22 protein-coding genes and 2 rRNA genes are annotated in these 26002 nt (G+C 59.4%); 13 read left to right on the top strand and 11 right to left on the bottom strand.

What is annotated here, in order from left to right:
- A 23S ribosomal RNA gene (locus JCM17207_RS12885) occupies positions 1–195 on the top strand; the annotation flags it as partial.
- A gap of 101 nt (positions 196–296) precedes the next feature.
- Positions 297–413, top strand: a 5S ribosomal RNA gene (rrf, locus tag JCM17207_RS12880).
- Between the two features lie 155 nt (positions 414–568).
- On the opposite strand, the gene uxaC is transcribed toward rrf, so the two are convergent.
- Positions 569–2002 carry a glucuronate isomerase gene (gene uxaC, locus JCM17207_RS12875; RefSeq protein ID WP_238318027.1) on the bottom strand — a complete coding sequence of 478 codons (1434 nt, stop codon included), beginning with the start codon at positions 2000–2002 and terminating at the stop codon, positions 569–571.
- Between the two features lie 283 nt (positions 2003–2285).
- On the opposite strand from uxaC, the gene JCM17207_RS12870 reads away from it, so the two are divergent.
- Positions 2286–3167: an aldose epimerase family protein gene (locus JCM17207_RS12870; RefSeq protein WP_238318026.1), complete on the top strand. Its 882-nt coding sequence runs from the start codon at positions 2286–2288 to the stop codon at positions 3165–3167.
- Positions 3168–3248: 81 nt separating this feature from the next.
- Here JCM17207_RS12870 and JCM17207_RS12865 read toward each other — a convergent pair whose 3' ends face one another.
- From JCM17207_RS12865 to JCM17207_RS13750, 3 genes are all read right to left on the bottom strand, one after another.
- Complete coding sequence (locus JCM17207_RS12865; protein ID WP_238318025.1) at positions 3249–4274, bottom strand: sugar kinase; 1026 nt, start codon at positions 4272–4274, stop codon at positions 3249–3251.
- Positions 4275–4358: 84 nt separating this feature from the next.
- On the bottom strand, positions 4359–5321 hold the full coding sequence (eda, locus tag JCM17207_RS12860) for a bifunctional 4-hydroxy-2-oxoglutarate aldolase/2-dehydro-3-deoxy-phosphogluconate aldolase (RefSeq protein ID WP_238318024.1): 963 nt from the start codon (positions 5319–5321) through the stop codon (positions 4359–4361).
- Between the two features lie 167 nt (positions 5322–5488).
- Positions 5489–7231 (bottom strand): Cof-type HAD-IIB family hydrolase, encoded by a 1743-nt coding sequence (locus JCM17207_RS13750; protein ID WP_282449941.1) that lies wholly within the window; start codon positions 7229–7231, stop codon positions 5489–5491.
- A gap of 190 nt (positions 7232–7421) precedes the next feature.
- Between JCM17207_RS13750 and JCM17207_RS12845 the strand changes: the two genes are divergently transcribed.
- From JCM17207_RS12845 to JCM17207_RS12800, 10 genes are all read left to right on the top strand, one after another.
- Entirely contained in the window at positions 7422–8072 is a 651-nt protein-coding gene (locus tag JCM17207_RS12845) for a phosphatase PAP2 family protein (protein ID WP_238318023.1), read from the top strand.
- Positions 8072–9130, top strand: coding sequence for a glycosyltransferase (locus JCM17207_RS12840; protein ID WP_238318022.1), 1059 nt, complete (start codon positions 8072–8074; stop codon positions 9128–9130). The genes JCM17207_RS12845 and JCM17207_RS12840 overlap by 1 nt, the downstream gene beginning before the upstream one ends.
- Positions 9131–9219: 89 nt before the next feature.
- A complete protein-coding gene (locus tag JCM17207_RS12835) occupies positions 9220–9894 on the top strand; it encodes a GntR family transcriptional regulator (RefSeq protein ID WP_238318021.1) in 675 nt (224 codons plus the stop codon).
- A gap of 203 nt (positions 9895–10097) precedes the next feature.
- Positions 10098–11195 (top strand): mannonate dehydratase, encoded by a 1098-nt coding sequence (gene uxuA, locus JCM17207_RS12830; protein ID WP_238318020.1) that lies wholly within the window; start codon positions 10098–10100, stop codon positions 11193–11195.
- A gap of 33 nt (positions 11196–11228) precedes the next feature.
- Positions 11229–12812 carry a mannitol dehydrogenase family protein gene (locus tag JCM17207_RS12825; protein ID WP_238318019.1) on the top strand — a complete coding sequence of 528 codons (1584 nt, stop codon included), beginning with the start codon at positions 11229–11231 and terminating at the stop codon, positions 12810–12812.
- Positions 12813–12987: 175 nt separating this feature from the next.
- On the top strand, positions 12988–13905 hold the full coding sequence (locus JCM17207_RS12820) for an ROK family protein (protein ID WP_238318018.1): 918 nt from the start codon (positions 12988–12990) through the stop codon (positions 13903–13905).
- A 307-nt stretch (positions 13906–14212) separates the two neighbouring features.
- Complete coding sequence (locus JCM17207_RS12815; RefSeq protein ID WP_238318017.1) at positions 14213–15253, top strand: galactose ABC transporter substrate-binding protein; 1041 nt, start codon at positions 14213–14215, stop codon at positions 15251–15253.
- Positions 15254–15424: 171 nt separating this feature from the next.
- A complete protein-coding gene (locus JCM17207_RS12810) occupies positions 15425–16966 on the top strand; it encodes a sugar ABC transporter ATP-binding protein (protein WP_238318016.1) in 1542 nt (513 codons plus the stop codon).
- A 19-nt stretch (positions 16967–16985) separates the two neighbouring features.
- A complete protein-coding gene (locus tag JCM17207_RS12805; RefSeq protein WP_238318015.1) occupies positions 16986–18002 on the top strand; it encodes an ABC transporter permease subunit in 1017 nt (338 codons plus the stop codon).
- A gap of 148 nt (positions 18003–18150) precedes the next feature.
- Positions 18151–18474 carry a hypothetical protein gene (locus tag JCM17207_RS12800; RefSeq protein WP_238318014.1) on the top strand — a complete coding sequence of 108 codons (324 nt, stop codon included), beginning with the start codon at positions 18151–18153 and terminating at the stop codon, positions 18472–18474.
- A gap of 69 nt (positions 18475–18543) precedes the next feature.
- On the opposite strand, the gene JCM17207_RS12795 is transcribed toward JCM17207_RS12800, so the two are convergent.
- From JCM17207_RS12795 to metA, 7 genes are all read right to left on the bottom strand, one after another.
- On the bottom strand, positions 18544–19914 hold the full coding sequence (locus tag JCM17207_RS12795; protein ID WP_238318013.1) for an NCS2 family permease: 1371 nt from the start codon (positions 19912–19914) through the stop codon (positions 18544–18546).
- 230 nt (positions 19915–20144) lie between these two features.
- Entirely contained in the window at positions 20145–21515 is a 1371-nt protein-coding gene (locus tag JCM17207_RS12790; protein ID WP_238318012.1) for a sodium-dependent transporter, read from the bottom strand.
- Between the two features lie 89 nt (positions 21516–21604).
- Positions 21605–22369, bottom strand: coding sequence for an amino acid ABC transporter ATP-binding protein (locus JCM17207_RS12785; protein WP_273494543.1), 765 nt, complete (start codon positions 22367–22369; stop codon positions 21605–21607).
- On the bottom strand, positions 22359–23069 hold the full coding sequence (locus JCM17207_RS12780; RefSeq protein WP_238318011.1) for an amino acid ABC transporter permease: 711 nt from the start codon (positions 23067–23069) through the stop codon (positions 22359–22361). The genes JCM17207_RS12785 and JCM17207_RS12780 overlap by 11 nt, the downstream gene beginning before the upstream one ends.
- A 179-nt stretch (positions 23070–23248) precedes the next feature.
- A complete protein-coding gene (locus tag JCM17207_RS12775) occupies positions 23249–24094 on the bottom strand; it encodes a transporter substrate-binding domain-containing protein (protein ID WP_238318010.1) in 846 nt (281 codons plus the stop codon).
- A 227-nt stretch (positions 24095–24321) separates the two neighbouring features.
- Positions 24322–24888 (bottom strand): nitroreductase family protein, encoded by a 567-nt coding sequence (locus JCM17207_RS12770; RefSeq protein ID WP_238318028.1) that lies wholly within the window; start codon positions 24886–24888, stop codon positions 24322–24324.
- Between the two features lie 147 nt (positions 24889–25035).
- The gene (gene metA / locus JCM17207_RS12765) at positions 25036–25968 is read right to left on the bottom strand and encodes a homoserine O-acetyltransferase MetA (RefSeq protein WP_238318009.1); all 933 of its coding nucleotides are present in this window, start codon (positions 25966–25968) and stop codon (positions 25036–25038) included.
- Between the last annotated feature and the right edge of the window lie 34 nt (positions 25969–26002).

The following is a 26002-nucleotide window of genomic DNA, read 5'->3' as shown; positions in this document are numbered from 1 at the left end:
AAGAGCATAGCTGGGCAACTATGTACGGATCGGATAAACGCTGAAAGCATCTAAGCGTGAAGCCGACCCAAAGATAAGATATCCCACTGAAAAATCAGGTAAGATCCCTTGAAGACTACAAGGTTGATAGGCACAATGTGTAAGTGGAGCGATCCATTCAGCAAGCGTGTACTAATAGATCGAGGGCTTGACCACAATTCACTTGATACTCTGTTTGACAACACTTCGCAGATTATTATTCAGTTTTGAAGGCACGTCCTTCTAAGAGAGAAGCGCTGAGGTAACTCAGTAAATAGGCCGGTGTCGATGACGGTGAGGACCCACCTGTTCCCATTCCGAACACAGAAGTTAAGCTCACTTGTGCCGACGATAGTTAGCTGGAAACGGCTTGTGAAAATAGGTAGTCGCCGGCTTCTCTCAAGACCCCCTGAGGCAGTAATGCTTCAGGGGGTCTTTCGTTGTGTGCAAAATAACCAAAACAAACAGAAAGCAGCCCCCCTGGCCAAAGCCAGAGGGGCTGCTGTTTTAAAAGCTTTTTGTCCGACTTTTTCTCGAAAAAGCCGAAGACTTACAGGTTAAAATACCGTTTTGCGTTCTCGAAGCAGATGCCGCGGACGATCTTCTCCAGAGCCTTTTCGTCGTTGGGGTACTCGCCGGCGTCCACCCAGCCGCCGATCAGGTTGCACATAATGCGGCGGAAATAGTCATGGCGGGTGTAGCTCAGGAAGCTGCGGCTGTCGGTCAGCATGCCCACAAAGTTGCCCAGGATGCCCAGGTTGGCCAGGCTCTTCATCTGGTTTTCCATGCCCACCTTCTGGTCATTGAACCACCAGCCGGAACCGTGCTGAATCTTGCCCGGGACCTCGTCGTTCTGGAAGGCGCCCAGCAGGGTGCCGATCATCTCGTTGTCGGCGGGGTTCAGGCTGTAGATAATGGTCTTGGGGCACTCATCGGTCTCGTTCAGCTTGCTCAGCAGGCTGGAGATGGCACCGCCGCAGGAGACAGTGTTGATCATGTCGAAGCCGGTGTCGGGGCCCAGAAGGCTGTTCATCTTGCGGTTGACGCCCCGCAGGCAGTTGTAGTGCAGCTGCATGACCACGTTGTGCTTGTGGTAGAGTTTGCCCATGTGGATCAGGATGGCGGTCTGGTACTTCTCGGCCTCCTCTACGGTGACAGCCTCGCCGGCCATGGCCTTCTGGTAGATGGCGTTGACCTCTTCCAGAGTGGCCTCACGGTAGGGCACGTAGTCCAGGCCGTGGTCTGCGGCGCGGCAGCCCATCTTGACGAAGAACTCCAGCCGCTCGGTCAGGGCGTCCAGCACGCAGTGGATGCACGCCAGCTTCTCTTTGCCGACGCTCTTGGCCAGCAGAGCCATGTACTCCACAAAGCCGGGCTTCTGGATGTTGACGGCCTTGTCGGGGCGGAAGGACGGGCCCACAATACACTCGATGGTGGGGTCGTTCTTGATCTTCTCGTGCCACTCCAGGCTGTCGATGGGGTCGTCGGTGGTGCCGATAAAGGCGACGTTGGACTGGGCGATCAGGCCGCGGGCGGTCAACTTGGGATCGTTCTGGAGCTTCTCGTTGCAGAGGTTCCAGACTTCCTCGGCGGTGTCGCCGTTCAGGACGCCGTCGTAGCCAAAATAGGTGTGCAGCTCCAGGTTGGTCCAGTGATACATGGGGTTGCCGATGGCCATGGGCAGAGCCTCGGCGAACTTCTGGAACCGCTCGCGATCGGGCTTGTCCCCGGTGATATATTCCTCGGGCACGCCGTTGGAGCGCATCAGGCGCCACTTGTAGTGGTCGCCGGCATAACTGCCGTCGGGCTGACGGCCGCCCAGCCAGAGCTGGGTGATGTTCTCAAACTTGCGGTCCTCGTAGATCTCGCGGGGGGACAGGTGGCAGTGGTAATCGCAGATGGGCATTCCCTCTGCGTATGTATGGTACAGGTGCTGCGCGGTGGGAGACTGCAACATGAAGTCTTTATCCATAAATGCTTTCATGGGACGATACTCCTTTTTCTTTTATTAGAGTGCCTGGGCACACTTCGACTTATATATAGTATACAGGAAAAAGCACTTTGTATACAACTGAAAAAATGACAAATTTTCTTGTGAATGATTGTAAAAACCGCTGGAAATTCCCCCGAACTGGCGTAACTTTCCAAAACGAAAGAAATTCTCTTGACTTTATTGTACACAACGCACTAAATTAAAAGTAATTGATCTGCCTGTTTTACGGCAAAAGACCGTTTGATTTTTTGAAAAATAAAAGGAGGCCCCTGCCATGAACCAGATTACCACCCAGTACATCACCGACGGCGGCACCTGCTATGAGCAGTACGTCATCACCGACCCCGCAGCCGGTACGGCTCTGACCATCACCCCCGAGCGGGGCGGCATGATCACCGGCTTTACCCTCAACGGCGAGGAATACATCTGGATTCGCCGCCCCAATTTCAGCGAGTGCAACCGCCCCCGGTTTGCGGTGCCCATCCTCTTCCCCAACTGCGGGATGCCGGACGGCGGCGTCCATACCTTTGAGGGCAAGGACTACCCCATGGAGATCCACGGCCTGGCTGACCTGTGCAGCTGGGAGGTGGAGAGCGTGGGCCCCGACGGCGTGACCCTGGTGCTGGAGTCCACCCCGCTGACCAAGTTCCTCTATCCCTTTGATTTTACCCTGCTGGTGACCTACGGCCTCCAGGGCAAGACCGCCACCATCAGCCTGACGGTCATCAACGAAGGGGACAAGCCCATGCCCTTCAGCTTCGGCTATCACCCCTATTTCGTGACCAGCAAGCTGGAGAATGTGGACTTCCAAGTCAAGGCCGCCACCTGCTCCGAGAACGCCAAGGGCGAGCAGCCCGCCGCCCCTGAGAAGATCATCCTCACCCGCAAAGAGGGCGCGGACAACTCCATCCGGCTGCTGACCGGGGTAGAGTTCCCCATGACCTTCACCGATTCGGGCAACGGCCACAAGGTTACGGTGGACGCCGACGAGACCTTCTCCAATGGCGTGCTCTGGCAGCAGGACGCCGAGAGCTTCGTTTGCATGGAGCCCTGGAACGGCTGGGCCAACAGCGTCAACGAGGAGGGCAAACACGAGGTTCTGGAGCCCGATGAGGCCATGACCAGCGAGTGGAGCATCACCATCGACAAGATCTAAAAAACGCAGCAAAAAGGGCGGGGCCCCTCGGAAAGAGGAGCCCCGCCTTTTTATTCGTTTGGGTGTTCCAGGAAAACGCGCTTAGCGCTGGATACGGCCGGAGCCGTCGCCGCCAGCCAGCTTCTCCACCTCGGAGACGCTGACCATGTTGTAGTCGCCCTCGATGGAGTGCTTCAGAGCGGAAGCAGCCACGGCGAACTCAACCGCATCCTGGGTGCTCTTGCCATTCAGCAGAGCGTAGATCAGGCCGCCGCCGAAGGAGTCACCGCCGCCCACGCGGTCGATGATCCGCAGCTCGTACTTCTTGGAGAAGCAGTACTCGCCGGAAGCCACATCGTACAGCATAGCGCTCCAGCCGTTGTCGGAAGCGCTGTGAGACTCGCGCAGGGTGATGGCGACCTTCTCGAAGCCGAACTTGTCAGCCAGCTGCTTGGCAACGCTCTTGTAGCCCTCGTGGTTCAGGGTGCCGCCGTAGATGTCGGTAGCCTCAGCCTCGATGCCGAAGACGTCCTTTGCGTCCTCCTCGTTGGAGATGCAGACGTCCACATACTGGCACAGGTCGGTCATGGCAGCGCGGGCCTGCTCACGGGTCCACAGCTTGCCGCGGTAGTTCAGGTCGCAGCTGATCTTGACGCCGGCAGCTTTGGCAGCCTTGCAGGCCTGGCGGCAGATCTCGACGACGTTCTCACCCAGAGCCGGGGTGATGCCGGTGAAGTGGAACCAATCCACGCCCTTGAAGATCTTCTCCCAGTCGAAATCGGAGGGCTGAGCCAGCTGGATGGCGCTGTTGGCGCGGTCGTAGATGCAGACCGAGCCACGCTGAGAGGCGCCCTTCTCGTTGTAGTAGATGCCCACACGGTCGCCGCCGCGGACGATCATGCTGGTATCCACGCCGTAACGGCGCAGGCTGTTGACGGCGCACTGGCCGATGGCGTGGGCGGGCAGCTTGGTGACGAAGGCGGCGTCGATGCCGTAGTTGGCCAGGGAGACTGCGACGTTGGCCTCGCCGCCGCCGAAGGTGAACTCCAGAGTGCTGGCCTGCACGAAACGCTCGTAGTTAAACGGCTGCAGGCGGACCATCAGCTCGCCAAAAGTAACGACTCTCATTGTTGTATTCTCCTTTTAGTTCAGTGTAAATGATAGCATCCGTTCCGGTGGGGTCCCGGCGGCATGTTTCGGGGTGGTTAGGGCTCAGGCCTGGACCAGGTGGAAGGCGAAGCCGCCGATCTCGTCTGCCAGGTAGCAGGAGATGGTCTTGCCATTCTTGACGTTCTTGCTGTCCAGGTCGAACTTGACGCCGCGGCGGGACAGGTGATAGATGGCGCGGTCCACGTTGTTGCAGCCGATGGCGATGTGGCCATGGGTGCCGCGGCCGGGCTTCTTCATGATCTCGAACTCCTTGTTGCCCACAAAGATGCTGGAGTTGCCGGGGGCGACCTTCATGCTCAGCAGGCCGGCGATGGCATTGGCGGTGGCCATGGCCTCTTCCTCGTTGGCCGAGTTGATGCCGATGTGGACCAGCTTCAGGCCCAGCATGGTGTCAACCGCCTCTTTGCACATTGCAGTGATCTTGTCCCACTGGCCGGCCTTGATGACGTCGCTCTTGCACATCCAGGTGCCGCCCACGGCGAAGATCTGGTCGTAGCCCAGATAGTCGTTGACGTTCTTGGCGTTGACGCCGCCGGTGCACATCCACTTGGCGCTCTTGAGGGCAGCGCCGATGTTCTTCAGCATGCCCACGCCGCCGTTGGCCTCAGCGGGGAAGAACTTCAGGGCCTCGCAGCCCAGATTCATGGCCTGCTGCATCTCGCCGGCGCTGCAGGTGCCGGGCATCATGATGCCGCCCTTGTCGATGACGTGACGGCAGACCTCGGGGTCAAAGCCGGGGGCCACGATGAAGGAAGCACCGGCAGCCATGGCGCGGTCGGCCTGGTCCTTAGTCAGGACAGTGCCGGCGCCCAGCAGCATCTCGGGCATCTGCTCGTGGATGAGCTTGATGCACTCCTCAGCACAGGCGGTACGGAAAGTAACCTCAGCGGCGGGCAGACCGCCGTCGGCCAGAGCCTTGCACAGGGGCAGGGCCTCTTCAACACTGTTAAAGGCGATAACAGGAATAATGCCGATCTGGTAGACCTTTTCAATTACAGGATTCATGACGCATTTCTCCTTTGCTTTTTACACGCTCAATGTACCGGGCGCACCACAGCCAGGGTACGCCCGCACACACTTTGATATATTACTAGTATAAACGAGAACGGGCGCTTTGGTAATACTCAACAAGCACAATATTTCAGCGCGCATCTTGTATACATTGCATAAAATCAGACCGAAAGCCGCTCAAACAGCTCCGCTACGCCGTCGTGATCACAGTCCTGTCGGCTGACAAGATCGGCCAGAGAGCGGATGCTGGGCATGGCGTTGGCCATGACGGCAGCCACCCCGGCCTCCCGGAGCATGGCCCGGTCGTTCTCGCTGTCGCCGATGGCCAGGATCTGCTCCCGCTGAATCCCCAGCGCCCGGCCCAGGGCCAGCAGGGCGGTGCCCTTGTTCACCCCGGCGGCGGTGACCTCCACATTTTCGGGTGCGCCCTGGGTGAGCTCGATGCCCTCCACCGGTTCCAGGGCTTTCAGCGCCTCCTGGGCCTGGTCCACAGTGTCAAAGAACATACAGAATTTTTCCACATCGGCGGCATGGTCCTCCATCCAGGGGGCCAGCTCAGGCAGAATCACAAACCGGCCGTCGTTTTTCTGCTTGGCCTCGGTGGAGCGGAAATCGTTCATCCGTTCCATGGTGCGGCGCATCCCTTCCTCGCTCTTGAGGGTCTGCCCCCCGGCAAAGATGCTCAGCTCGCCCTCAAAGCCGGAAAGGATCCAGAAGACGGTCCGGGCGGTGTCGGCCGGCAGAGGCGTATAGAGCAGCCGTTTGGGCTCGGCGGTGGGGTGGTCCCCCGGGTCGCCGTACCGGCTGAAGATGGCGTCCACCGGCTTTTCCCCCAGATCCCAGACGGCGGCGCCGTTGGAGGTCAGAGCGTACCGCAGCCCGGGCATGGGGTGGATGGCCACCGGTAGGCTGGACAGGCCCCGCCCGGTGGCGGGCAGTACCACGATCCCCCGGCGGATGGCGTCGGCAATGGCCTCCATGGTGCGGGGGGTGATCTGGCTGTCGTGGTTCAGCAGGGTGCCGTCCAGGTCCAGGGCCACCATCCGGATATCACAGCGGGGGTCGGCGTCGGGGTCATCCCCCAGAACAAATTTATGGATGGCGTAGGCTATGCCGTCCTCGTTGTTGGTCCGGGTGATAAAATCGGCGGCGGCCTTTACTTCGGGGAAAGCGTTCCCCATGGCCACCCCCAGCCCGGCGGCGGTGATCATGGGGATGTCGTTGCCCCCGTCGCCGCAGGCCATCAGCGCTTCGGCGGGCAGGTCCAGGGCCCCCGCCAGAGCTCTCAGCCCGGAACCCTTGGTGACTCCAGCGGCGCTGATCTCCATGTTCAAAGGCAGGCTGGAGACTACTTCCAGCCCCAGGGCCGCCACCTTGGCCCAGGCTTTCTGCCGCTGGTCCTCCGAGAGGAAGAAGAGGGTGAGTTTTTCCAGCCCTCGCTCCTGCTGGGCGATAAAAGCCCGCAGATCAGGCAGGCGCACCCGGCTGTTCAGCACATAGGCCCGCAGGTTCTCGGGCACATAGCGGTCCGCTTGGGCGGCGTTGGCCTCGGTGGTGTAGCCCTGGCCATCCTGGAACAGATCCACCAAACACTCGTATTGGGTCAGCAGATCGTAGACCTGAAGGGCCAGATCCCGGGGGATATAGTCCTCCGAAAGGGCGCGGTTTTCGGCCAGATCCATCACCCGGGCGCCGTTGGCGGTGATGGCATACCGCACGCCGGGCAGAGCCAGCAGCTCGGCCGGAATGCCGGCGACGGTCCGGCCGGTGGCGGGCACCAGGAGCACGCCCTGGTCAGCGGCGGCCCGGAGGGCCCGGAGGCTGCGGCGGGAGATCTGTTTGCGGTCATCCAGCAGGGTGCCGTCCAGATCCAGAGCGATCAAACGAATGGGAGAGCTGTTCATATTTCTGCAACGCCTTTCTGCGCCGCGAGGGCGCCGGTTGGTTTCCTTTTTCCTGAAATTCAGATACAATTCTATTGTACGCCCTCGGGACGATTTGCGCAAGCGGCCCGGCTGTGCTAGAATAAAAAGGAACTGCCCCCGGGCAGAAATACAGGGGAGGAATCTCCCCCCGCAAGACAAAGGAGGATGAATGCAAACGCGCAACAGGCTGAAACTTCGGCCGAATCTCTGGTTTCAGGTCTACTGGATTCTCTATGTGATCTGGTTTTTTGCCCTGGATTGGCTGAACAAAGATCCCAAATACATTATTTATAGTCCGCTGGATGGGTATATCCCGTTCTGCGAGTGGTTTATTTTTCCCTATTGCAGCTGGTTTTTTCTGCTGGCAGGGGTAATGGCGCTGCTCTGGTGGTACGACACCCCTTCTTACAACAAGCTGTGCCTGATGATGTTCTCAGGAATGACCTTCTGCCTCATCGTCTATATGATCCTGCCCAACGGGCTGGATCTCCGTCCGGCGGCTGAGGCGGTGGGCCGGGATAACATCGCCATGCGGATTATGCGGCTGATCTGGAAGGCGGACGCCCCCAACAACGTCTGCCCCTCCATCCACTGCCAGAGCTCAGGCTGCATGGCCCTGGCCTTCTCCAAGAGCAAACTGGCGGAGCGCCGCCCCTGGCTGAAGGTTCTGGCCTGGGGCTGGGCGGGACTGATCTGCGTTTCCACCCTGTTCACCAAACAGCACTCAGTGATTGATGTGGTCTGCGGCCTGGCGCTGACGACAGTCTGGTACTGGCCGCTGTACGGGCGGCGGCGGACCGGGGTGAAAGGGGGAGTCTGATGCGGATCGCCTGGTTTATCTCGGACCATGGATACGGTCATATTATGCGGAACACCCCGCTGATTCTGGAAACTCTGACCCGTCCCGGGGTGGAGCTGACGGTGATCAGCGCTGAGAGCCACCTGGAGGTGCTGCGGCGGTATGTCCGCCCCGGCCAGGTGGAGATGATTCCCTTTGAGAAGATGGATTACGGCCTGGAGGTTATTCCCGGCACCCTGTTGATCGACGTTCCCCGGCTGGAAGAAGGGGCGGCGGCCTATATCGCCGACTTTGACCGCCGGGCCGCCTGGGCCGAGCAGCTGCTCCGCCGGGGCGGGTACGACCGGGCGGTGGTGGATATGCCGGTCTGGGCCCTGCTGGGGGCCAAAGCCGCCGGGGTGGAGAGCGTGCTGATTACCAACTTCACCTGGGTAGAGATCTACCGGGAGTATCTGCCCGATTCGCTGGTGGAGCCCTTCCGCCGGGCCTACCGGGCGGCGGACCGGGTACTCTACTATGAACTGTCCAACCCCCAGTACCGGGCGCTTCTGCCCGGCGGGGAGGACTGCGGCCTGACGGCCCGGCCTTTCGACCCGGTCAAGGTGGCGGCCATCCGGGCGGCCCACCGGCAGCCCATTGTATTTTGCAGCATCGGTTTTTCCAACCAGGGGCTGGCCAAATCCTTGCAGGCAGGGGGCCTGCCCTATGACTTCATCACCACCGCCGAGCTGGCCATGGAAGGGGAGAATGTCACCCGCCTGGGGCCGGTGGAGGATATGCAGAACTACGCCGCCGCGGCGGATTACTGTATCGCCAAGGCGGGGTGGAGTACCGTGGCCGAGATCCTGCTGGCGGGCAAGCCCGCGGCCCTCATGGGCCGGGACACCGTCGCCGAGGATCGCATGACCATCCAGCAGCTGAAAGAGCGCCGCGCAGCCATCAAAGTGCAGGTGGATGAGCTGGCGGATATGGCTGGGGTGATGGCCCGGCTGGTTCGGTTCGCGGAAAATGGGTTCCGTCCCGGCCATTACCGGAATAACGCTCCCTTTATTGTGGATCGGCTGTTAGCCGGGCATTGACGAGACCGGGCCAAGCGTTTAAAATGATAGAGGATAAGAAGAGGGTAAAGCCGCCGCAGAGCGTCTGCGGCGCACAAGGAGGTTCAAGCATGGCGGCACTCAGCGCGCGGGAAGTAGCGTACCAAAAGCTGCACAACCGCATTATCACAATGGAACTCAAACCGGGCGACTCGCTGAACGACCGGCTTTTGGCAGAGGAGATGGGCATCAGCCGCACCCCGGTGCGGGAGGCCCTGATTATGCTCAATATTGCCCACATGGTCAGCATCAAGCCCCAGAGCGGCACCCATGTGGCGCCCATCGATTTAAAGCGGATGGAGCTGGAACAGTACGCCCGCTATACCCTGGAAAAGGAGATGATGCTCCGGGCCTGTGTGCAGATGGGCCCGGCGGAGATCGCCGCCTACCGGGAGAATATCCAGGAGTATGGCCGGTGCGAGCAGACCCTGACCGGTGCGGAGCGGAACACCCGGCTTTTGGAGCTGGACAACTTCTTCCACCGCAAAGCTTTTGAAATCAACGGGATGGAGGAGCATTTCGACCATATGCTCTCCACCTTCCAGCACATCGAGCGGCTGCGGATGTTCAGCCTGATGATCGACGAGAACAAGTCGGTCTGCCAGGAGCACACCCGGATCGTGGACGCCCTGGTGGCCCAGGACGCCGATGCGGTGGCCCAGGCGCTGGAAGCCCATCTCCAGCGGTACAAGGTATCGGTGGAGTGGGCCCGCAAGACCAATCCGGATTACTTTATTGAGGGCTAAAATGCCCCGACACAACGGCCGTGGAGAAAGCAGGCGCTCCACGGCCGTTGTTTTTGGGGGAAATATACAAGATTTGGCAATAAAAAATGGCTGGTTCGCTACTTGTAAAATGTCAACTGATATATTAGAATATAAACAAGAGCGGCCTGCCTCTGCCCCAGAGCGCAGGCGAGAACCAAAAATCCAATTAAGGGAGGAATACTATGCCAATGCAAATGGGTTTCCGTTGGTACGGCGAGGGCAACGACAAGATCAAACTGTCGGATATCAAGCAGATCCCCGGCGTCACCAGCATTGTCTGGGCGCTGCACAACAAGCTGCCCGGCGAAGTCTGGGAGGTCGACGAGATCGCTGAGGTGCAGAAGCAGCTCGAGCCCTACGGCTTCAACATGGATGTGGTCGAGTCGGTCAACGTCCACGACGACATCAAGATCGGTCTGCCCACCCGGGACGGCTACATCGCCAACTATATCCAGACCATCCGCAACCTGTCCAAGTTCGGCGTGAAGGTCATCTGCTACAACTTCATGCCCATCTTTGACTGGACTCGTTCCGATCTGTTCCACCCGGTGGGCGACGGCTCCACCGCCCTGTACTACCAGAAGGACATGATCCAGGACGACTACAACGCCATGGCCGACTATATCATGAGCTTCACCGAGAAGTACAACATGACCTTCCCGGGCTGGGAGCCGGAGCGTATGGCCAAGCTGGACGAGCTGTTCAAGGCTTACGCCCCTGTCACCAAGGAGAAGCTGTGGGAGAACCTGAAGTACTTCCTGGAGGCTCTGATGCCCGTCTGCCACGAGTGCGACATCAAGATGGCCATCCACATGGACGATCCCCCCTGGGATATCTTCGGCCTGCCCCGCCTGCTGACCAGCGCCGAGAACATTGACCGGTTCCTCTCCATGGTGGACGATCCCTACAACTGCCTGACCCTCTGCTCCGGCAGTCTGAACGCCGACCCCAACAACAACGTGGCCGACATCGTCCGCAAGCACTGCGACCGGATCGCTTTTGCTCACATCCGCAACGTCAAGCACTTCCCCAACGGCGACTTCTCCGAGGCCAGCCACCGCGACTGCGACGGCGACACCGGCATCCTGGAGATCCTGAAAGCTTACCACGACTGCGGCTACGAGGGCTATATCCGCCCGGACCACGGCCGTCACCTGTGGGGCGAGGGCCCCGGCAATGTCCGCCCCGGCTATGGTCTGTACGACCGCGCCCTGGGCATCATGTATATGTGGGGCGTCTGGGACATGCTGGACAAGCTGGACGCAGAGAAGAAGGGCTGATTCGTTCAGCGTTTTGAGAAGGGAGTTTCTATCATGAAATTGACCGATATTAAGAAGGGCATCGGCCCCGAGTGGGCGGAGAAGGGCTATCAGCTGCCCAAGTTCGACATCGAGGCAGTCCGTGCCAAGACCCATGCCGAGCCCACCTGGATCCACTTCGGCGCAGGCAACATCTTCCGCGCCTTCCCGGCGGCCATCCTGCAGCAGGTTCTGGACTCCGGCAAGTACGACCGCGGCGTCATCGTGGCCGAGAGCTTTGACTACGAGATCATCGACAAGGCTTACCGCCCCTACGATAACCTGAGCCTGCTGGTCTGCCTGCAGTCCACCGGCACCATCGAGAAGAAGGTCGTTGCCTCTGTCACCGAGAGCCTGAAGGCGGATCCCCAGTTCAGCGAGGACTGGGCTCGCCTGGTGGAGATCTTCACCGCTCCCAGCCTGCAGATGGTCTCCTTCACCATTACCGAGAAGGGCTACGGCTTCTCTCCCGCCGATCTGGAGCGGGGCATGAACGCTCAGTTCGCCATGGGCAAGGTCACCGCTCTGCTGTACGAGCGGTTCAAGGCCGGCGCCCTGCCTGTCACCCTCCAGAGCATGGACAACTGCTCTCACAACGGCGACAAGGTCAAGGCCGGTGTCTTCGCCTACGCTGAGAAGTGGGCCGAGATGGGTCTGGTTCCCGCTGAATTCGTCGCTTACGTCAAGGACGAGACCAAGGTCACCTACCCCTGGAGCATGATCGACAAGATCACCCCCCGGCCGGACGCCAAGGTCCAGAAGATGCTGGAAGAGGACGGCTTCGAGGATAACTACACCATCATCACCGAGCGCCACACCTTCACCGCTCCCTTTGTCAACGCCGAGGAGACCGAGTACCTGGTCATCGAGGACAAGTACACCAACGGCCGTCCCCCGCTGGAGCTGGGCGGCGTGATGTATGCAGAGCGCGAGACCGTCGACAAGGTCGAGAAGATGAAGGTCTGCACCTGCCTGAACCCCCTGCACACCGCCATGTCCATCTATGGCTGCATGCTGGGCTACACCCTGATCTCGGACGAGATGGCCGACGAGGACATCCGCGGCCTGATCACCAAGATGGGCTATATCGAGGCTATGCCTGTGGTTGTGGATCCGGGCGTCCTGAAGCCCGCCGACTTCATCGGCGCGGTTCTGAACCGCCGCCTGCCCAACCCCTTCATGCCCGACGCTCCCCAGCGGATCGCCACCGATACTTCTCAGAAGCTGTCCATCCGCTTCGGTGAGACCATCAAGGCCTACCAGGAGAAGGGCCTGGATATGAACGAGCTGGTTCTGATCCCGCTGGTTCTGGCTGGCTACGCCCGCTATATCCGGGGCATTGATGACAACGGCAACGCCTTCGAGCCCTCTCCCGATCCGCTGCTGGCCGAGCTGAGCGCCATCGTCGCTCCCCTGGAGGTCAAGGAAGGTCCCCAGGACTTCAGCTGCCTGAAGGCTCTGTACAGCCGCAAGGATGTCTTCGGCGTGGATCTCTACGCCGTCGGCCTGGGCGAGAAGATCGAGGGCATGGTGGCCGAGCTGTACGCTGGCCCCGGCGCTGTCCGCAAGACCCTGCACAAGTATGTGTCGGCTCGCTGATCGCCTCCTAAATTAAAAATCACAGGATTTCGCCCCGCGCTGCGCTCTGCCGCCGCGCGGGGCGTTTTTTGTGTTTTTTTACGAAAAGGGAATCTTTACACCGGCAGAATTCTCTGTAATAATAGATTCAGTTGAAAAAAGGGAGTACAGACCCAATCAAAGGAGGAGACATCCAATGAAAGTAATGGTGTTTGATGTGGGCGGGACCGAGATTAAATATTCCGTCATGGACGAACAGATGAACCGCACCAGCGCGGGCTCGGTGCCCACCCCCATGGACAACCAGGAGCATTTTCTGGAGACCATGGCGGAGATCTATCGCCCCCACAAGGACGAGGTAGAGGGGATCGCTGTCAGCCTGCCCGGTTTCATCGACGCGGAAAACGGTGTGGTCCGGGGCGGCGGCGCCCTGCTGTACAACATCGGCACCCCGGTGGGTCCCCGCCTGGCCGAGAAGTGCGGTTGCAAAGTCTGGCTGGAAAACGACGGCAAGGCCGCGGCCATGGCGGAACTGTGGCAGGGTTCCCTGAAAGGCTGCAAGAATGCCTCGGTGTTTATCATTGGCACCGGCGTAGGCGGCGGCCTGATCGTGGACGGCAAGCTGGTGCGGGGCCGGGACTGCACCGCCGGCGAGTTCAGTTTTATCAACACCAATACCTCCGACTGGGAGAACCCCGCCTGCGTCATGGCCAACGAGTGCAGCACCTCGGCCCTGCTGGCGGGCTACCGGGCCCGGAAGGGTCTGGCCCCTGATGCCCCCATGGACGGCCGAATCTTCTTTGGCGCTGTGCTGGAAGGGGAGACCGAGGCCGTGGAGACTCTGGACGCATTCAGCAAGAAGGTGGCGGTTCAGATCTACAACCTGAACGTCCTGCTGGACCTGGAAAAAGTGGCCATTGGCGGCGGCATCAGCAAACAGCCCATCCTGATCGAGAAGATTCGGGAAGCCTATGACACCCTGATTGCGCACCACCCCTTCGGGCCCATGGGTGCCACCCTGCCCCGGCCTGAGATCGTCGCCTGCCAGTTCAGCAGCGAGGCCAACCAGGTGGGCGCTATGTACAGCTACCTGCTGGCCGAGAAAAACGCCTGATTTTTTGGTTGAAATTTGCACACGAAAGACCGCCGGGATAATCCCCGGCGGTCTTTTTTGCCGCCAAAGCCATGGACTTGATTTTGGACATCTGTTGCGAAAAAATGAATTTTTGTGCTGACTGTGTAAAAATTGTGCGGAATATGAATAAAAACATGTAAACATATCCAAAATACGATGCCTATTCTTGGAGGTTTTTACTCTTGCGGACTGTTTTAGACCAAAGGTATAATAACCATAGTGATTGCAGATCCCCTGTGACGGGTCTGCCAATTCTGAGTTGATTTAGAATGAAGGAGAATGCTTTATGAAAATGATTTCTCGCCGCGACTTCCTGAAGGCTTCTGCTGTGGTCGGCGCATCTGCAGCTCTGACTGCCTGCGGCAGCTCTTCCAGCTCCACCGCGGCTTCCACTGCGGCTTCCACCGCAGCTTCTACCAATGCTGCCGCTTCCGGCAGCGCCAACATCGGTGTCTGCATCTATCAGTTCGCTGATAACTTCATGACCCTGTACCGCACCGATCTGGACGAGTACCTGAAGGACATGGGCTACAACGTCACCATCGTGGACGGCAAGAACGACCAGAACACCCAGACCGAGCAGATCAACACCTTCCTGCAGCAGGGTGTGGACGTCTTGGTCATCAACCCCGTTCAGACCACTTCGGCCCAGACCATTGTGGACACCATCTCTCCCTCCGGTACTCCCATCGTCTTCATCAACCGTGAGCCCGCCAAGGAAGTTCTGGACAGCTATCCCGAGAAGTGCTGCTACGTCGGCGCCGACGCTCGTCAGTCTGGTACCTACCAGGGCGAGCTGATCCTCGAGACCGAGACCAAGGGCGACCTGAACGGCGACGGCAAGGTTACTTACATTATGTGCAAGGGTGACCCCGAGAACATCGACGCTCAGTACCGCACCGAGTACTCCATCAAGGCTCTGACCGATGCCGGCATGGAAGTCGAGTGCCTGTACGAGTACCTGGACAACTGGGACCAGACTCTGGCTCAGCAGGACGTGGCCAACGCTCTGGCACAGTACGGCGACCAGATCGAGGTTGTCTTCTGCAACAACGACGCTATGGCTATGGGCGCTCTGCAGTCCATCGAGCAGGCTGGCCGCACCGTCGGCAAGGACATCTACCTGGTGGGCGTTGACGCTCTGGCCGAGGCTGTCCAGGCTGTCATCGACGGCCGTCTGACCGGCACCGTCCTGAACGACGATGTGAACCAGGCTACCGCCGCTGCCGAGGCCACCAAGCTGTACGTCGAGGGCCAGCCCGTCGAGCAGTACTACTGGGTCGACTACGTCAAGGTTACCCCCGAGAACGCTGCAAACTACCTCTAAGAAATAGAGTAACTGCAGTTGCAAGGTGCGCAGTTGATTCTGACGGCGTTTTTCCGTTGTTAAGAATATAAAGGGATGCGTGCGTGCGAGAAGCTGCTTCTCTGCGCACGCATTTTCTTGCCGCTGACAACGGCGCGCCAAAATTAACCTGAAAAAAGGAGGCTCTACGGAATGTCAGAATACCGTCTGGTCATGAAAGACGTGGTCAAAACCTTCCCGGGCGTAAAAGCGCTGGACCATGCCCGGCTGGAGCTCCGCCCCGGCAAAGTCATGGCCCTCATGGGCGAAAACGGCGCCGGCAAGTCCACCCTGATGAAATGCATGTTCGGCATTTATAAGATGGACGAAGGCGAGATCGAATACGAAGGGCAGAAGGTCAACATCCCCACCCCCCTGGATGCATTGAACCGTGGCATTGCCATGGTGCATCAGGAGCTGCAGCCCATACCGGCCCGTACCGTGGCCGAAAACATCTGGCTGGGCCGCTACCCCACCAAGAAATACGGCGTTGTCACCACTGTGGACCACGCCAAAATGTACAAGGACACCGAGGCTCTTTTGAAAAAGCTGAAGCTGGACATCGATCCTCGGGCCAAGCTGGGCTCTTTGAGCATTGCACAGATGCAGATGGTGGAGATCGCCAAGGCGGTTTCGGCCGACTGTAAGGTGCTGATCCTGGACGAGCCCACCTCCTCTCTGACCGAGAACGAGGTTCAGTCCCTCTTCCGCATCATGAACGAGCTGAAGGGCCAGGGCGTCTCCCTGGTTTATATCAGCCACAAGATGGACGAAATCAAGGTGATCGCCGACGAAGTCACCATCATGCGGGACGGCCAGTACATCGGCAAGTGGAACGTGGCCGATATGACCAAGGAAGAGATCATCGCCAAGATGGTGGGCCGCGAGCTGTCCAACCTCTATCCGCCCCTCCAGAACGTCCCCTCCAACGAGGTGGTTCTGAAGGTGGAGGATTTCACCTCCATCAACCCCCGCAGCTTCCGTCATTGCAGCTTTGAGCTCCACAAGGGCGAGATTCTGGGCGTGGCGGGCCTGGTGGGTGCACAGCGTACCGAGCTGATGGAAGGCATCTTCGGCCTGCGGATGCACACCTCCGGCCAGGTTTCTATCAAGGGCCAGCCCGTTGAGATCAAACAGCCCCGGGACGCCATCCGCAAGAGCGTGGCTCTGCTGACCGAGGATCGCCGGGCCACCGGCATCCTGGGTGTTCTGAGCGTGGCGGATAACATTTCCATCGCCTCGCTGGACTCCCTGCGCAAGGGCCCCATCATGCTGGACAACAAGAAGATCCTGGATCTAGTCCAGAGCAACAAGGAAAAGATGGCCATCAAGGTGCCCAGCCCCCGGACTCAGATCAAGAGCCTGTCCGGCGGCAACCAGCAGAAGGTTCTGATCGCCCGCTGGCTGGCCAACAACCCGGATATCCTGATCCTGGACGAGCCCACCCGCGGCATCGACGTCGGCGCCAAGTATGAGATCTACTGCATCATCGCAGACCTGGCCAAACAGGGCAAGAGCATCATCATGATCTCCTCCGAAATGAGCGAGATCATCGGCATGTCCAACCGGGTCATGGTCATGTGCGACGGCCGGATCACCGGCTTTATCGATGGCAAGGAGGCCACCCAGGAAAATATTATGGCCCTGGCCACCCAGTTCGAAACCGCGCCCACAACGGCTGCGGCCAATCAGTAAATAAGGAGGCTGTCGAATCGTGGAAGCTACCAAAAAATTGAATGGCAAGGCCGTGGGCAAATGGCTCGGCAACAACGCCATTATCGTTATGATGCTGCTGGTGTCCCTCATCGTCGGGATCATCCACCCCAACTTCTTCTCCTGGAACAACATCGTCAACCTGTTCAAGAACGTTTCCATCCGTTACATCATCGCTCTGGGCATTTCCGGCTGCCTGATTACCACCGGTAACGATCTGTCCGCCGGCCGTACCGCAGGTTTCGCCGCCTGCCTGGCCTGTATCTTCGCCCAGACCACCGGTGCCGCCGGCAAGTTCTATCCGGATATGGCCACCCTGCCCACCTGGCTGGTGTTCGTTCTGGTCATCGCCATCTGCGCCGTCATCGGCCTGTGCAACGGCCTGGTGGTCTCCTTCCTGCGGGTGCAGCCCTTCATCGCAACTCTGGGCATGCAGCAGGTGGTCTACGGTATCTGCCTGGTCTACACCGGCGGTACCCCCATCGGCTCTCTGGACAAGAGCTTCACCTCCATCGCCATCGACAACTTCCTGGGGATCCCCCTGCTGATCTGGGTCTCCCTGATCGTGGCCGTTGGCTTCTGGTTCCTCTACAACAAGACCCGTCACGGCAAGTACATGTACGCCATCGGCGGCAACGAGTCCGCTGCTGAGGTCGCCGGTGTCAACGTCGCAGCCACCAAGATCCGCATCTACGTCCTGGCTTCCTGCATGTTCGGCCTGGCCGGCTGCCTGCTGGCTGCCAAGTCCGGCGGCGCTTCCGTCAACACCGCTATGAGCTACGAGCTGGACGCCATCGCGGCCTGCACCATCGGCGGCGTTTCCACCACCGGCGGCGTTTCCACCACCGGCGGCGTGGGTACTGTTCCCGGTGTTCTGGTGGGCGTTCTGGTCTTCGAGCTGATGAAGGTTGCTCTGCAGTTCATGAACGTCAACTCTTCTTACACCTACATTGTCCAGGGTCTGGTTATCATCGTGGCCGTGGCCATCGATATCCGCAAGTACCTGGCCAAGAAGTAATTTCGTTTTTCCCGGCAGTTGGGGCCGCCCGCCGTTTTTGGCGGGCGGCCCTTTTTTGCGCCGGGTGTGCCCTTGTGCCGGGGCGGGGTTTCCGTTATAATACAAGAAAACAAGGTTCGTCTTATATACACGCAAGGAGGGAATGCGAATGTCGGAAGAACCGACCAAATCCACCGCTCAGCGAGAGGCCGAGCTGGCCGCCCGTGAGGCTGCTCTGGCTGCCCGGGAAGCGGAGCTGGCCCGGGAACAGGTCGAGCTAGAGGCTCAGCGGACTGCCGTCCAGGACGAAAAGCGGAGCTTTTTGAACAACGGTGATCCCAACTTCAAAAACCCGAAAGAGAAGATCTATGACCATTTCCCCCTGACGGTGCATCAGCTGGATATCCTGATCGCCGTTTTGTTCGGGCTGATCGCCCTGTTCCTTTTTCTGGGGGTCAACCATATCCCCTTTTTCGGGCTGTTCGGCGGCTGACGCAAAGACAAAAAGGACCTCTCCCACCAAGCGGTGGGGGAGGTCCTTCTGCGTTGTTTTGGGGCTGTTTTACAGCAGCACGTACTTGAGGATGAACAGGACGGTCAGCACATACATCAGGGGGCTGATCTTCTTCTCACGGGCCTTGCCGGTGAGGAGGTTGAGCAGAGTCCAGGAGATAACGCCGATGGCGATACCCTCGGAGATGCTGTAAGCCAGAGGCATGGCAACGATGGTCAGGAAGGCGGGGATGCCGTCCGACAGGTTGTTAAAGTCGATCTTGGCCACAGCGCCCAGCATATAGAAGCCCACAACGATCAGGGCCGGAGCGGTGGCGAAGGAGGGGATGGTCAGGAACAGGGGGCTGAAGATCACCGCCAGCAGGAAGAGAACGCCGGTGGTCATGGCGGTCAGGCCGGTGCGGCCGCCCTCGGTCACGCCGGAAGCGCTCTCCACGTAGGTGGTGGTGGTGGAAGTGCCCAGCAGAGCGCCCACGCTGGTGGCGATGGCGTCGGCCAGCAGCGCGCCCTTGATCCGGGGCAGACGGCCGTCCTCGTCCAGCATGTCGGCCTTGGAGGCCACGCCGATCAGGGTGCCCAGGGTGTCAAACAGGTCAACAAAGAGGAAGGCGAACATCACGGCGAAGAAGTCCAGCAGGTTCAAGCCGGTGAAATCCACCTTGAACACCTGGCCGAAGGTCTGGCCCAGGGCGGAGAAGTCGAAGCTGACAAAAGAGGTGGGGATGACCGAATACATCCCGGCGGCTGCATCGGGGACATAGAGGCCGCACAGCTCGCAGATCATGCCCAGAATCCAGGTGATCAGGATGCCATAGAGAATGGCGCCCTTGACCCGCTTCACCAGCATCACGGCGATGATCAGCACGCCGATCAGAGCCAGGATGGCGCCGATGCCCACGCTGTGGAAGGTCTCGCCCTTAAAGCTCTGGTAGGTCAGCAGGGTAGAGTCGCTGTTGACGATCAGCTTGGCGTTCTGCAGGCCCACAAAGGCGATGAAGAGGCCGATGCCCACGCTGACGGCGGATTTGAGGGTTGCGGGGATGGCGTTGAAGATAGCCTCCCGCACGTGGGTCAGGGACAGCAGAATGAAGATGATGCCCTCCGCAAAGACGGCCATCAGGGCCAGCTGCCAGGAGTAGCCCATCTCCAGCACTACGGTGTAGGCGAAGTAGGCGTTCAGGCCCATGCCGGGGGCCAGGGCAAAGGGATAGTTCGCCAGCAGGGCCATCAGGGCGGTGCCGATGAAGGCGGACAGGGAAGTGGCGATCAGGATGGCGTTGGCGTCCATTCCGGTGGCAGAAAGAATGCTGGGGTTGACCGCAAGAATATAGGCCATGGTCATGAAGGTGGTGATGCCTGCCATGATCTCAGTTTTGGCATTGGTGTGGTTTTCCCGCAGCTTGAAAACTTGTTCGAGCATGAAATTCCTCCTATTTGACTGAATGATTGTTTCGCTCAGCCCGTCGGACCGGGCGAAATGCCATGAATCACAAAGGCCATTCTACCATTTTGGACATAGTTTGTCCATATTTAAGGGGATTAATTTGCGTTCTCATGTGACTTAGTCGTACTTTTGACCCGCTGCGACAGAAGGACAAACAGAAAAAGGGCCGCCCCTCCGTCAGGAGAAGCGGCCCTCAAAGGCAGGATTTAGAACAGGCCCTGAATCAGGATCACCAGAATCAGCACGGGCAGCACATAGCGCAGATAGCGCTTGAGCCAGACCGAGCCGGGCAGCTTGAGGCCCTCGCCGGTGTTGGCCTCGGCCAGGTACTTGTCGTAGCCCCAGCCCCACTTGCTGACGCAGAACAGCAGGTAGACCAGGCTGCCCAGGGGCAGCAGCAGGTTGGAAACCAGGAAATCCTCGATGTCCAGGATCTGGCCGCCGGCAGGCGCGTTGGGCAGCGGCAGCGAGAAGTACCACAGGTTATAACCCAGCACGCAGGGCAGACTGGTCAGCAGGATGAAGATGCAGCAGAGGACCGTGGCCTTCTTGCGGCTCCAGCCAAAGTTGTCGATGCAGCTGGCCATGATGTTCTCAAAGACCGCCAGAACGGTGGTAAAGCTGGCAAAGGTCATGAACAGGAAGAACAGGGCGCCCCACAGCCGGCCGCCAGCCATGTTGACAAAGACGCGGGGCAGGGTCATGAAAATCAGAGAGGGGCCTGCGTCCGGCTGCACGCCGAAGGCGAAGCAGGCGGGGAAGATGATCAGACCGCTCATCAAAGCCACAAAGGTGTCCAGCGCGCAGATCCGAACTGCCTCGCCGGGCAGGGTGTGATCTTTGCTCATGTAGCTGCCGAAGATCTCCATGGCCGCAATGCCCAGGCTCAGGGTGAAGAAGGACTGGTTCATGGCGGCGGTGATCACGTTACCCAGGCCCACCTCGAGGGCACGATCAAGGTCAGGCAGCAGATAGAACTTCAGACCCTCGGCGCCGCCGTCCAGCAGGATGCTGTTGACCGCCAGAACCACGATCAGGGCCAGCAGAGCCAGCATCATCCACTTGGAGATCCGCTCCAGGCCCTTCTGCAGGCCGAAGGAGCAGACCAGGAAGCCCGCCAAAACGATGATCACCATGAATATGCCCATCTCGCTGGGACTGGCCAGCATAGCGCTGAACACGCCGTCGATGGCCTCATTGCTCATTCCCTCAAAGGCGCCGGTGGCGAACTTGTAGAAGTAGTCCAGCATCCAGCCGGCCACGGTGGTGTAGTACATCATCAGAAGGCAGCAGCCGATGACACAGAACCAGCCATGAATGTGCCATTTGCTCCCCTGGGGCTCCAGTGCCTTATAGCCCAGCACCGCACTCTTGCGGCTGGCCCGACCCACCGCCAGCTCCATGGTCAGTACGGGCACACCCATAATGATTAGGAACAGCAGGTAAAACAGCACAAAAACGCCGCCGCCGTTGGAACCGGCCATCCAGGGGAATTTCCAGACATTGCCGATGCCGATGGCACAGCCTGCACTGACCAGGATGAATCCCAGCCGTGAACTGAAATTTTCTCGTTTCATGATTTCCTCCTCATTTTTACAGAACCTCCCGTACAGGCTCACTGCCCGGCGTCCCTCTCACAAACCGCCGCACAAGGCCTGCCGGGGGATTACAACATTTTGGACAGGAAAGCCTGCAGACGGGGGTTCTTGGGGTGGGCGAACAGCTCCTGGGGCGGTTCGTCCTCCTGGATCTGGCCCTCGTCAATGAAGATGACCCGGTTGGAAACCTCCCGGGCAAAGCCCATCTCGTGGGTCACCACCAGCATGGTGATGCCGGTGTGGGCCAGCTCCCGCATCAGCTCCAGCACCTCGCCCACCATCTCGGGGTCCAGGGCGCTGGTGGGCTCGTCGAACAGGATCACGTCCGGGTCCATGGCCAGGGCCCGGGCGATGGCGATCCGCTGCTGCTGGCCGCCCGACAGGCTGGCCGGGTAGACATTGGCCTTATCCGACAGGCCCACCCGCTCCAGCAGTTCATCGGCCCGCTTTTCGGCTTCGGGCCGGCTCTTGAGGCCCAGCAGAACCGGCGCCATGCAGAGGTTCTCTTTCACGGTCATGTGGGGGAAGAGGTTGAAGTGCTGGAACACCATCCCCATCTTCTGCCGCAGTTTGTCGATGTGGGCCTCGTCCACCACCTCGCCCTCGAATTTGATGGTGCCGCCGGTGGGAACTTCCAGCCGGTTGAGGCACCGGAGGAAGGTGGATTTGCCGCAGCCCGAGGGGCCGATCAGGCAGACCACATCGCCCCGATAGATATCAATGTCAATCCCCTTCAGCACGTCCAGCTTGGGGGTCAGGCCCTTGAGGCCCCGCTTTTTCTCGCCGCCATAGGTCTTGAACAGACCGCGGACTTCCAGAATCTTATCGGTCACTTTGTGCCAACCTCACTTCCATCATAGTCAACAGCCGCTCCATCAGCATCACGATCACAAGGTAGATCAGAGCCACCGACAGCAGGGGGAAATAGGGGCTGTACGTCCGGCTGCGGATGATATCGCCGGCCTTGGTCAGATCCTGCAGGGCAATGTAGCCGCTGATGGAGGTCTCTTTCAGCAGGACGATCATCTCGTTGCCCAGCGCGGGCAGAACATTCTTGACGGCCTGGGGCAGGATGATCTTCCAGGTGGCCTGGGTGTAGTTCAGGCCCAGGCTCCGGGCGGCTTCCATCTGGCCCACGGGGATGCTCATGATGCCGCTGCGGAAGATTTCAGCCACATAGGCGCCGCTGTTGATGCCAAAAGCCAGGATTGCCACCGGCACCTTATCGATTTTCACCGAGCCGAAAATGATAAAATACATAATCAGCAGCTGGATCATGGTGGGGGTGCCGCGGATCACCGACAGATATACCTTGCACAGCACATTCAGAAAACCCATCTTGCCGGTGCGGTCGTAGGTGGTGCGGACATAGGCGATACAAAAGCCCAGCACAATGCCCAGCAGCGCCGCGGACAGGGTGATGATCAGAGTGGTTTTTAAACCGTTGACGAACAGCATATACCGCTGCTCTGTGATAAAGGTGGCAACGAACTGCTCCGAGAGGTTCGCGGCCAAGTTTTGCAGAAACTCCATGAATGGTCCTCCTTGTTTAGAATGTGCACGGAGTGCTGATATGCATATGACTTGAATTTTTATGCATATATTCACAAAATAAAAGGAACAGAGCGGAATAGCAACCACGCTCTGTTCCTCACGCTCTATCAAACCACAAAAGGCGCGATTTGTAAAGAGTTTTTGCGAAAAAGTAAGAGTTACTTCAGGACAATGATGGACTGAACGCCGGTGCAGTAGCTGTCGGTGAAATCAATGTTCTGCAGGCGCTCCTCGGTGACGGTCATGCCGGCCATGCCGAAATCAGCCTTGCCGCTCTGGACGGCGGGGATGATGGAATCGAACTCCATATCCTCGATCTTCAGCTCGTAGCCCAGCTTGTCGCAGATGGCCTTGGCGAACTCAGCGTCGATGCCGATGACGGCGCCGTTCTCGATGTACTCATAGGGCTCGAAGGTGGCGTTGGTGGCCATAATCAGGGTGCCGTTGGGGTACTCGGTGCCATCGGGGGTGACGTAGCCGGCAGCGCCCTCGGTCTTGTTGATGTACTTGTCCAGGATAGCGTCCAGGGTGCCGTCGGTCTTGAGCTCAGCGATGGCCTTGTTCAGGGCGCTGGTCAGCTCCGGGCGATCCTTGCTGACGCAGGCGGCGTAATCCTCCACAGCGTAAGCGGTGTCCAGGATGGTCAGCTTGTCGGCATTGGCCTCCACGAACTTCTTTGCCACCTGGTCATCGATGCAGACGGCGTCGATCTTGTTGCTCAGCAGAGCCTGGACGGCGTCGCCGGCCTTGTTGTACTGCTCCACAGCGGCGATATCCAGTTCGCCGCCCACTTCGCCGGACATGTAGAGGTCACCGGTGGTGCCCAGCTGGACGCCGACGGTCTTGCCCTTCAGGTCCTCCAGGGCGGTGATGGCCTGGGCATCAGCAGAGCCGGAGGCGGCAGAGCTGGAAGCGGTGGAGCTGCTGCCGCAGGCGGTGAGAGCCAGGGCAACAACCGACATACCGGCAGCGACCAGAACGCTGCGGCGAGAAATCTTCTTCATAATCAAAACACTCCTCTATCAACCAAACATACGCATCCCCTGACTGCCTGCCGCGTGTCGGTCTGGGGCAGGGGATGGGAACTAACCCCAATTTTGGGAACGCTTGTAGTATAGTTTGTACAAATAGAAAAGTCAAGTGTTGTGCAAAAAACTCGTAAAATTGAAACCTTTTTGCAACCAATTTCACCTTTGCAGAGATTGACAGGTGAAAATATGCAGAAAAACTGTTATAAATATCGAGCGATTTCCTCTGCGCTGCGCTTGGGCACGCAGTAGTCCCGGTTTTCGTCCAGATGATACTTGACGCCGGTTTCCCCGGTCATGGGGACCACCCGGGCGGTGTGGGAGGGATAGCCCAGGGCCACCATGGTGTGGAGCTTCTGGCAGCCGGTCAGGCCCAGCAGCTCGGTGAGCCGGGGGCGGTCGATGGCGCCCATGATGCAGCTGCCCACCCCCTTGGCCCAGGCAGCCAGGGTCAGGTTGGCCAGAGAAATCCCGGTGTCGGTGTCCAGGTCGCCGGGGATGGAGGTGTCCTGTACCACCGCCACAAAGAGGGTGGGCTGCTCGTCGGCCTTGGGGGTACCCTGCTCAGGGGGCAGGTAGGCGGCCCACTTGACCAGGGGCTGCACCCGGGCTACATCCTCGGGCTTGTTCACGATCACCAGCCGGACGGCCTGGCGGTTGGCCCCGCAGGAGGACAGCCGGACGGCCTCGATTAGATCGTCGATCACGTCCTGGGGGACGGCTTTTTGCTCAAAGCGCCGGTAGGTACGGCGGGCGGCGAGCATTTCCATAATATCCACAGTGAAAACTCCTTTCTGAAAACAGCGGTTTTTGGTTTCCAGTATAACCGCGGCGGCCCCGGCCCGCAAGAGCCCGGGCCGAAAAAATGAAAATCCCCCTCCTGCGGCGGACGCAGAAGGGGGCGCTTGTTTTAGGGATCAATCCCGCCGGACACGATCCAGGGTGCCCAGATCGTAGGGGGTGTTCTGGTAGACGTAGTAGTTCAGCCAGTTGGAGTAGAGCAGGTGGGCGTGGCCCCGCCAGCGGAAAATTGGGCTCCGGCTGGGGTCGTCGCCGGGGTAGTAGTTTTTGGGCACGGCAATGTCCAGGCCCTTGGCCTTGTCCCGGCGGTATTCGGCGTCCAGGGTCAGCTTGTCGTACTCGGGGTGCCCGGTGACGAAGATCTGGCGGCCGTTCTCGGTGCTCAGCAGATAGGGCCCGGCCTCGTCGCTCTCGGCCAGAATCCGAAGCGCCCGGCAGTTTTCCACGTCGGCCCGGCAGATGCCGGTATGGCGGCTGTGGGGGGCGTAGAACACCTCGTCAAAGCCCCGGACCAGAGGGTTGGCGGGCCGGGTGACCCGGTGCTCGAAGATGCCGAACATTTTCTGGTCCAGCGGCTCCTTTTTCACCCCGTAGTGATAATAGAGGGCAGCCTGGGCGCCCCAGCAGACGTGGAGGGTGGAGTAGACGTTGGTTTCGCTGAACTCCATGATCTCGCACAGCTCGGGCCAGTAGTCCACCTGTTCAAAGGGGATGGTCTCCACCGGCGCACCGGTGATGATCATGCCGTCGAACCGCATCTGTTTGACCTCGTCGAAGGTCTTGTAAAAGGCCTCCAGATGGGCCGCCGAGACATGGGTGGCCGAGTGGCTGGCGGTCTGGAGCAGGGTCATGTGAACCTGCAAAGGACTGTTGGCCAGCAGCCGGGCGATCTGGGTCTCGGTGGTGATCTTGGTGGGCATCAGGTTGAGGATCAGAATCTCCAGCGGCCGGATGTGCTGGGCAGCGGCCCGCTCCCGGTGCATCACAAAGATGTTCTCCTGATAAAGCGCATCATAGGCGGGCAGAGTCTTGGGGATAATCAGGGGCATACAGCCGTCTCTCCTTTAAACGATGGATGGGCGA

The organism is Faecalibacterium gallinarum, assembly GCF_022180365.1.
Lineage (GTDB): Bacteria > Bacillota > Clostridia > Oscillospirales > Ruminococcaceae > Faecalibacterium > Faecalibacterium gallinarum.
The sequence above is the reverse complement of the archived record's forward strand: the minus strand, read 5'-3'. Positions and strand labels throughout refer to the sequence as shown.

Coding starts and splice junctions, on each gene's coding strand:
- uxaC (WP_238318027.1), bottom strand. CDS start 2,002: ATGAAAGCATTTATGGATAAAGACTTCATGTTGCAGTCTCCCACCGCG.
- JCM17207_RS12870 (WP_238318026.1), top strand. CDS start 2,286: ATGAACCAGATTACCACCCAGTACATCACCGACGGCGGCACCTGCTAT.
- JCM17207_RS12865 (WP_238318025.1), bottom strand. CDS start 4,274: ATGAGAGTCGTTACTTTTGGCGAGCTGATGGTCCGCCTGCAGCCGTTT.
- eda (WP_238318024.1), bottom strand. CDS start 5,321: ATGAATCCTGTAATTGAAAAGGTCTACCAGATCGGCATTATTCCTGTT.
- JCM17207_RS13750 (WP_282449941.1), bottom strand. CDS start 7,231: ATGAACAGCTCTCCCATTCGTTTGATCGCTCTGGATCTGGACGGCACC.
- JCM17207_RS12845 (WP_238318023.1), top strand. CDS start 7,422: ATGCAAACGCGCAACAGGCTGAAACTTCGGCCGAATCTCTGGTTTCAG.
- JCM17207_RS12840 (WP_238318022.1), top strand. CDS start 8,072: ATGCGGATCGCCTGGTTTATCTCGGACCATGGATACGGTCATATTATG.
- JCM17207_RS12835 (WP_238318021.1), top strand. CDS start 9,220: ATGGCGGCACTCAGCGCGCGGGAAGTAGCGTACCAAAAGCTGCACAAC.
- uxuA (WP_238318020.1), top strand. CDS start 10,098: ATGCCAATGCAAATGGGTTTCCGTTGGTACGGCGAGGGCAACGACAAG.
- JCM17207_RS12825 (WP_238318019.1), top strand. CDS start 11,229: ATGAAATTGACCGATATTAAGAAGGGCATCGGCCCCGAGTGGGCGGAG.
- JCM17207_RS12820 (WP_238318018.1), top strand. CDS start 12,988: ATGAAAGTAATGGTGTTTGATGTGGGCGGGACCGAGATTAAATATTCC.
- JCM17207_RS12815 (WP_238318017.1), top strand. CDS start 14,213: ATGAAAATGATTTCTCGCCGCGACTTCCTGAAGGCTTCTGCTGTGGTC.
- JCM17207_RS12810 (WP_238318016.1), top strand. CDS start 15,425: ATGTCAGAATACCGTCTGGTCATGAAAGACGTGGTCAAAACCTTCCCG.
- JCM17207_RS12800 (WP_238318014.1), top strand. CDS start 18,151: ATGTCGGAAGAACCGACCAAATCCACCGCTCAGCGAGAGGCCGAGCTG.
- JCM17207_RS12795 (WP_238318013.1), bottom strand. CDS start 19,914: ATGCTCGAACAAGTTTTCAAGCTGCGGGAAAACCACACCAATGCCAAA.
- JCM17207_RS12790 (WP_238318012.1), bottom strand. CDS start 21,515: ATGAAACGAGAAAATTTCAGTTCACGGCTGGGATTCATCCTGGTCAGT.
- JCM17207_RS12780 (WP_238318011.1), bottom strand. CDS start 23,069: ATGGAGTTTCTGCAAAACTTGGCCGCGAACCTCTCGGAGCAGTTCGTT.
- JCM17207_RS12775 (WP_238318010.1), bottom strand. CDS start 24,094: ATGAAGAAGATTTCTCGCCGCAGCGTTCTGGTCGCTGCCGGTATGTCG.
- JCM17207_RS12770 (WP_238318028.1), bottom strand. CDS start 24,888: ATGGAAATGCTCGCCGCCCGCCGTACCTACCGGCGCTTTGAGCAAAAA.
- metA (WP_238318009.1), bottom strand. CDS start 25,968: ATGCCCCTGATTATCCCCAAGACTCTGCCCGCCTATGATGCGCTTTAT.